This window comes from Actinomycetospora sp. (assembly GCF_055612215.1).
This window is the reverse complement of the sequence record NZ_JBVPVA010001189.1, coordinates 1-5,065: the sequence shown is the minus strand read 5'-3', so window position 1 is coordinate 5,065 and position 5,065 is coordinate 1. Positions and strand designations below refer to the sequence as shown.

The following is a 5,065-nucleotide window of genomic DNA, read 5'->3' as shown; positions in this document are numbered from 1 at the left end:
GCGACGACGTACAGGCTCGTCTCGTGGTCACCGTGGTGGTGCCACCCAGAGGTGGCCCCGGGATCGGTGTGCACCAGGCCCGCCCACAACGACGGCGCCTCGAACGCCACCTGACGATGCATCCCGGGGGTGGGGTCGCCGTCGACCAGGTCGTCCTGCCGGACGACGCGCACCGGTTCGCTCATGGGGTGCCTCCGGCTCGTGAGCACTTTCGGGGGTTATAGCACCCGGAAGTGCTCACGAGCGCGCAGCGCACCTAGACCAACCCGAGCTTCTTCACGGCCTCGCGCTCCTCGCCCAGCTCGGCGACCGAGGCGTCGATCCGCTCGCGGGAGAAGTCGGAGATCTCCAGGCCCTGCACGATCTCCCACTTCCCGTTCGAGGCGGTCACCGGGAAGGACGAGACCAGGCCCTCGGGCACGCCGTAGGAGCCGTCGGACACGATCGCGGCCGAGGTCCAGTCGCCCTCGCGGGTGCCGTTGACCCAGGTGTGGACGTGGTCGATGGCGGCCGCGGCCGCGGACGCCGCCGAGGAGGCGCCGCGCACGTCGATGATCTCGGCGCCCCGCTTGGCCACCCGGGGGATGAACTCGTCGGCCAGCCAGGTCTGGTCCACCTGGTCGGCGATCGGCTTGCCGTCGATGAGGACGTTCGTGACGTCCGGGTACTGCGACGCCGAGTGGTTGCCCCAGATCGTCATGCGCGAGATCTGGCCGACCCGCACGCCGAACTTGTTGGCCAGCTGGGCCAGCGCGCGGTTGTGGTCCAGGCGGGTCATGGCCGTGAAGCGGTCCTTCGGCACGTCCGAGTTGGACGCCGCGATGAGCGCGTTGGTGTTGGCCGGGTTGCCGACGACGAGGACCTTGACGTCGTCCGCCGCGCCGTTGAGGGCCTCGCCCTGCGGCTTGAAGATGCCGCCGTTGGCCTCGAGGAGGTCGGCGCGCTCCATGCCCTTGGTGCGGGGGCGGGCACCGACCAGCAGGCCGACGTTGGCGCCCTCGAAGGCCTTGGTGGCGTCGTCGAACACGTCGACGCCGTCGAGGAGCTCGAACGCGCCGTCCTCGAGCTCGAGGGCCGTGCCCTCGGCGGCCTTGACGGCCTGTGGGATCTCGAGCAGCCGCAGCCGGACCGGGGTGTCCTCCCCCAGCAGGTGCCCGGAGGCGATGCGGAAGAGCAGCGCGTAGCCGATCTGTCCAGCGGCTCCGGTGACGACGACGTTGACGGGCGAGGCCATTGCGTTACTCCAGACGTTCTACGAGCTGATCGTGGGCGGCGCCTGATCCTTCCGGGCCGTAGCCTGCCACGCCTCACCGACGGTCTCGCGGCGAGGCGGGGTCGCGGTCCTGCTCGCCGGGGTGGCGCCGGCCACCGGCGCCCGGGCTCAGTCGCCGACGACGAGGACGCTGCGCCGCTGACCGAGGTAGCGGAACATCAGCGCGAGCGACACCATGATGCGGTTGCGGTTGCCCAGCAGCGCCAGGACGTGCACGAACATCCAGGTCAGCCAGGCCAGGGTGCCGGTGAGCTTGGGTCCGTGCGCGATCTCGGCGACCGCGGAGCGACGGCCGATCGTGGCCATCGTGCCCTTGTCGAAGTACTTGAACTGCTTGGGTGCCCGCCCCTCGAGCACCGCGAGCAGGTTGTCGCCCGCCCGCGCACCGGTCTGGATCGCCGGCTGGGCGAGCTGCGGCAGCGGGTCGCCGTCGATGATCCCGGTGTCGCCCGCGACGAAGATGTCCGGGTACTCGGGCACGCGCAGATCGCGCCCGACGACGATGCGCCCGCCGCGGCCCTGGGTGAGGCCCCACTTCTTGACGACGTCGTGCGCGGCCACGCCGGTCGCCCAGATCGTCATCTGGGCCGGCAGCTCGGAGCCGTCCGTGAGGACCACCCGGTCGGGCTTGACCTCGGCGACGGCGGCACCGAGGCGCAGCTCGACGCCCCGCGCGCGCAGCTGCTCGGCGGCGTACGTGCGCAGCTTCGGGGCGAACGGCGCGAGGACCTTGTCGGTCATCTCGAGCAGGATGACCTTGACGTGGTCGGGGTCCAGCTCGGGGTAGCGCGTCGGGAGCATCGCGTTGCGCAGTTCCGCGAGGGTGCCGGCCATCTCGACGCCGGTGGCGCCGCCGCCGACGACGACCACCGAGGCGCCGTCCGCCTCCTTGGTCGCCGAGATGTGGTCGAGGTAGCCCATCATCCGGTCGCGCACCGACAGGGCCTCGGCGCGCGTGTAGATCGGGTAGGCGTTCTCCTTGGCCCCGGGCACCCCGAAGTAGTTCGTGGTCACGCCGTTGGACAGGATCAGGTAGTCGTAGGTGATCGACGGGCCGACGTCGAGGGTCAGGACCTTCGCCTCGGGGTCGATCTCGGTGACGACGCCCTTGCGGAAGGTCGCCCAGGTCTTGCCCTTGCGGGTCACGCTGGCCACGAAGGAGCGCGCGCCGTAGGTGATGTCGCCGGGGTTCAGCGCCCCGGTCGCGACCTGGTAGAGCAACGGCTGGAACGTGCTGTAGCTGTGCCGGTCGATCAGGGTGACCCGGACCGGCGCCTTGCGCAGCGTCCGCACCGCGGACAGACCGGCGAAGCCCGCTCCCACGACGACGACGTGGGGACGGGTGTCCGTCTCCGCCCCTGCGGCTGCCACGGCACTCATCCGCCCGCTCCCCTCATCGTCGCGTCCGCCGGCCCGTCCGGTCCGGAATCGATCGAGTACGACCACGCGTGATTGCCGGTCGCATACCCGACATGGTCCTCCGTCACGCCCGCGCGGTGGTGTCCGAACGGTGCCGTGCACGTCACGTCGTGTGACGCCTCACGCCGGCGGCACCGGTCCGTCGTCGGGCACCGGGCCCACGACCGGCCCGTCGGGACGCCCCGGCCCCTGCTCGGGGAGCAGCGGTGACACCGCGAGCCGGGCGCGGCTCGTGCCGGGGGGCGCGACCTGCACGGCGCGGACGCCGGGCGCGGCCCGGACCACCGGGAGGGCGGCCAGCTCGACGCGCACGACCGCCCCGACCAGGCACGCGCAGCCGGGCCGTCCGAGGGCCGCCGCCTCGGCCCGCGCGACCGCGATCCGCCGGGTGTCGGCCTGGGAGGGGGAGGCGCCGGCCGACGCGGCCGCCGCGGCGTCGGCCGCGGCCTCACCCCCGGCGGTCGTGAGCGCGGCGCGCAGCGCGGCGGGCGGCGGCGCGGGCGGCGCGTCGACCTCGCGCAGCGCGGTCTGGACCCGGGGGAACGGGACGCGCACGACGGCCGCCAGGAGCGTCGTCCGGGTCAGTGCCGTGGCCGCCGCGTCGGGGGTGAGGGCGGCGTCGAACTGGACGAGGGCGAGCCGGGGGGTCCGGTCCGCCGGGGCCGGGAGGTCCACCGTCCGCGCGAGGTAGCCGGCCACGTCCTCCCCCGCCGCCGGCCCGAGCCGGACCGCGTCGGTGGACCCGGCGTCCGGCGCGGGCGGGGAGAGCTGGGTGCCCGCGGCCCACGCCGTGACGAGCACGACGACGAGCAGGACGGCCGCCGCGATCGCGTACCGCGGCCACCGCAGCGGGGGCTCGGGGTCGTCGGGGATCAGACCGCCGCCCGCAGGACGTCGAGGGCGTGGGCCAGGTCGGGCGGCGGTTCGCTGGTGAACTCGACCCACCGGCCGTCGGCGGGGTGGTGGAAGCCGAGCCGGTGGGCGTGCAGCCACTGACGGTCCAGGCCGAGCCGCCGGGACAGCGTCGGGTCCGCGCCGTAGGCGGTGTCGCCGACGCAGGGGTGGCGCAGCGCGGAGAAGTGCACCCGGATCTGGTGGGTGCGCCCCGTCTCGAGCTCGACCTCGAGCAGCGAGGCGGCCGGGAAGGCCTCCAACGTGCGGTAGTGGGTGACCGAGGGCTTGCCGTCGGTCATCACCGCGAAGCGCCAGTCGTGCTTGGGGTGGCGGTCGATCGGGGCGTCGATCGTGCCGTCGCTCGGGTCGGGATGGCCTTGCACCACGGCGAGGTAGGTCTTGGACACGGTGCGCTCGCGGAAGGCGTCCTTGAGCACGGAGTACGCCCGCTCGGACTTCGCGACGACCATGACGCCGGTGGTGCCCGCGTCGAGGCGGTGGACGATGCCCTGGCGCTCGGCGGCGCCGCTGGTGGCGATCGAGATGCCGAGCGCGGCGAGCCCGGCGACGACCGTGGGCCCGCCCCAGCCGGGGCTCGGGTGCACGGCGACGCCCACGGGCTTGTCGACCACGACGATCTCGTCGTCCTCGTGGAGCACGACGAGGCCCTCGACCGCCTCGGCGGTGACGACGCGCTCGCCGACGTCCGGGTCGGGCAGGTCGACCTCGAGCCAGGTGCCGGCGACGAGCCGGTCGGACTTGGCGGCCGGGGACCCGTCGAGGCGCACCGCGCCGTCCTCGGCGAGCGTGGCCACCACCGTCCGGGAGAGCCCGAGCATGCGGGAGAGGCCCGCGTCGAGGCGCATCCCGTCGAGACCGTCGGGCACGGGCAGCGTCCGCTGGCTCATCGGGTGCCTCCGGTATCGGGGGTGTCCACGACGCGGCCCTCGCGGCGGCCGTCGATCTCGACGCCCGCGAGCGCGAGCACGACCAGCAGCGCACCGCCGCAGCAGATCGCCGAGTCGGCCGCGTTGAACACCGGCCACCACCCGACGGAGACGAAGTCGACGACGTGGCCCTCGAGCGGGCCGGGCGCACGGAAGAAGCGGTCCGCGAGGTTGCCCAGCGCCCCGCCGAGGACCAGGCCCAGCGCGATCGCCCAGCCGGGCGAGCGCAGGCGGCGCGCGAACCGCACGATCCCGACCACGACGGCGATCGCGACCAGGGTCAGCACCCAGGTCAGGCCGGTGGCCAGCGAGAACGCCGCGCCGGGATTGCGCACGAGCACCAGGTAGACCGCACCCCCGAGCAGCTCGACCGGACCCTGGTCCTCCAGCCGGGCGACGGCCAGGACCTTGGTCACGACGTCCGCGGCGAGGACGAGACCGGCGATCCCCACCAGCAGCGGGACGCGGGGCCGCGGTGGAGCGGGCGGCTGTCCTGGAGCGTCGGCGGATGTCACGTCCCCATCATCCCCCA

At 73.8% G+C, this 5,065-nt stretch carries 5 protein-coding genes and 1 pseudogene; all 6 read right to left on the bottom strand.

From position 1 onward, the window contains the following. Positions 1–185 (bottom strand): annotated as a pseudogene (locus tag AC0CYZ_RS31865) (cupin domain-containing protein); the annotation flags it as partial. A 71-nt stretch (positions 186–256) separates the two neighbouring features. Continuing rightward, positions 257–1,234 (bottom strand): malate dehydrogenase, encoded by a 978-nt coding sequence (locus AC0CYZ_RS31860; RefSeq protein WP_472222309.1) that lies wholly within the window; start codon positions 1,232–1,234, stop codon positions 257–259. A 147-nt stretch (positions 1,235–1,381) separates the two neighbouring features. Further along, the gene (locus AC0CYZ_RS31855; protein WP_472222307.1) at positions 1,382–2,653 is read right to left on the bottom strand and encodes an NAD(P)/FAD-dependent oxidoreductase; all 1,272 of its coding nucleotides are present in this window, start codon (positions 2,651–2,653) and stop codon (positions 1,382–1,384) included. Between the two features lie 159 nt (positions 2,654–2,812). After that, positions 2,813–3,493, bottom strand: coding sequence for a hypothetical protein (locus AC0CYZ_RS31850; protein WP_472222305.1), 681 nt, complete (start codon positions 3,491–3,493; stop codon positions 2,813–2,815). 71 nt (positions 3,494–3,564) lie between these two features. Next, on the bottom strand, positions 3,565–4,494 hold the full coding sequence (locus AC0CYZ_RS31845; protein ID WP_472222303.1) for an RluA family pseudouridine synthase: 930 nt from the start codon (positions 4,492–4,494) through the stop codon (positions 3,565–3,567). Then, positions 4,491–5,048, bottom strand: a complete 558-nt coding sequence (gene lspA / locus AC0CYZ_RS31840; protein WP_472222301.1) for a signal peptidase II — start codon at positions 5,046–5,048, stop codon at positions 4,491–4,493. The genes AC0CYZ_RS31845 and lspA overlap by 4 nt, the downstream gene beginning before the upstream one ends. Positions 5,049–5,065 lie beyond the last annotated feature (17 nt).